The 1,950-nt window shown below is 39.6% G+C and carries 3 protein-coding genes; all 3 read right to left on the bottom strand.

From position 1 onward, the window contains the following. Positions 1-287 (bottom strand): YbaN family protein (locus AAFM34_RS20665; protein ID WP_341666117.1); only part of this gene is annotated, 287 nt, incomplete at its 3' end. 11 nt (positions 288-298) lie between these two features. Further along, positions 299-1,612: a 5-aminolevulinate synthase gene (hemA, locus tag AAFM34_RS20660; RefSeq protein ID WP_341666115.1), complete on the bottom strand. Its 1,314-nt coding sequence runs from the start codon at positions 1,610-1,612 to the stop codon at positions 299-301. A 117-nt stretch (positions 1,613-1,729) separates the two neighbouring features. Beyond that, positions 1,730-1,950, bottom strand: a 221-nt coding sequence (locus tag AAFM34_RS20655; protein ID WP_341666113.1) for a hypothetical protein, incomplete at its 5' end; no start/stop codon positions are given.

Raw genomic sequence — 1,950 nt, 5'->3', positions numbered from 1 at the left:
ACATTGTAGGTTGTAAACCAAAAGAATGCAAGCGATGATGCCATTACTAATAACATCGCATACTTTCCTTTAGTTGGAAATACTTTCTTTTGAGTCCAGTTTGTTAAGAATGGACCAAAGTATTTGTGGTTGTATAACCATTTATGCATACGGTCACTTGACTTAGCAAATGCCCAAGCCGCGATTACCAAGAATATACTGAAAGGTATTCCGGGTACTATCACTCCGACGTAAGCCATTCCTAGACATGCAAATCCTAGTGCCATATATAGATATTTTTTGATCATGTGATCTCCTGTTACGCACAACCTTCTGATACTCGCTTGAAGGTTTTTCTTAAAGCTTCAACAAGATCATGCATCATCGCATCTGTGTGACAAGGAGTAGGCGCGATGCGTAGACGCTCTTCTCCTTCAGCTACCGTAGGATAGTTGATAGGCTGAATATAAATGTTGTAATCGTTTAATAAGATATCGCTCATTTTTTTACATTTGATAGGATCTCTAACCATAACGGGCACAATGTGAGTGCAGGCATCAGGATGAACTTCGATGTCCACCTCGGATAACATCTCTTTTAATTTTTTAGCTCTTTCTTGATGCTTTACTCTTAGCTCGTTATGGTCCTTGAGATATTTTATACTTGCCAAGGCGCCGCTACAAATAACCGGGCTTGTAGAAGTGGTGAATATAAATCCACTGGCCACGCTGCGTATAGCATCTATGATGAGTTCGTCACCGGCAATGTAGCCTCCTTGAACACCGAATGCTTTTCCAAGCGTGGCATTAACTATATCAATTCTTGTTTCGCCCACCTTCTCACAATACCCTGCACCTGTATCGCCATACAGGCCAATAGCGTGGACTTCATCAATATAAGTTATTGCTCCATACTTTTCGGCTAGGTCACAGACATCGGAAATTGGGCTGACATCGCCGTCCATGCTATACACGGATTCGAAAACTATGCAAGGGGTTAAGTCTTCTGCGGTAACCTCCTTCAATTTCTTTTCTAAATCGTCCATATCATTGTGTGTCCATATACGCTTTTCAGCCTTTGAATGTAGTATTCCTTGAATAAGACTTGCGTGATTCTTACTATCAGATAAAAAGCATATGTTTGTTATGATTTTGCTTAGAGCGATTAATGTCCATTCATTGGCAACATAGGCACTGGTGTAGAGTAAAGCCGCTCCCTTGCTATGCAGTCGGGCGAGTTCGTTCTCTAGAGCTACGTGATAGTGGCTTGTGCCGCCAATATTTCTAGTACCACCTGATCCACTACCTGTTTGATCAAGTGCGGTATGCATAGCATCAATCACTACCTTATGCTGACCCATACCTAGATAATCATTTGAACACCAATTTACAATGTTCTTAATATTGTAAGGTCCATACCATATTGCTTCTGGAAATTCGCCGCGTTCTCTTACAATGTCGTTAAAAACTCTATACTTTCCTGTTTCTTTTAGGTTTGTTATAGTTAATGAGTCGTTGTCAACAAAGGCAGTCCAAACTCCGTGTATCGTTACAAAGTTAAATATACCTTGCTTGTTCAGTTCTTTTTCCACTTCATTAAAATCTAAAATCAAATTTTTTATAAATTTAAACATAGTACTACTTAGCATAAAAAGATTAACCCCCCGCCTAGTAAAACTAAACGAGGGGCTTTTACTCATATATTATTTGGTATCAGGGCTACGCCCTAAATGTACTTTTGTTTTATATTACTATTTAGTTGGCTTACCGTTTACAAAATTGTAAAACTTGTCAGCCGCTTCCAACACCGCATCTGCTCCTGGTACCTCAGGAAACTTCATTTCAGTTACGATTTCACCAGTTTTCTCGTCTCTTGATACAGACTGTTCAAACTGACCCCATTTTGCATGGTAATCGCTCCATACGTTGTCTTTGGCCATTTCTAGAACTTTCGTTCTAATTTCATATCCAT

It is taken from the genome of Vibrio sp., from assembly GCF_038138445.1.
Taxonomy (GTDB): domain Bacteria; phylum Pseudomonadota; class Gammaproteobacteria; order Enterobacterales; family Vibrionaceae; genus Vibrio.
The sequence above is the reverse complement of the archived record's forward strand: the minus strand, read 5'-3'. Positions and strand labels throughout refer to the sequence as shown.

Excerpts from the sequence above, each read along its gene's own strand:
- hemA (WP_341666115.1), bottom strand. The coding sequence starts at position 1,612 with ATGTTTAAATTTATAAAAAATTTGATTTTAGATTTTAATGAAGTGGAA.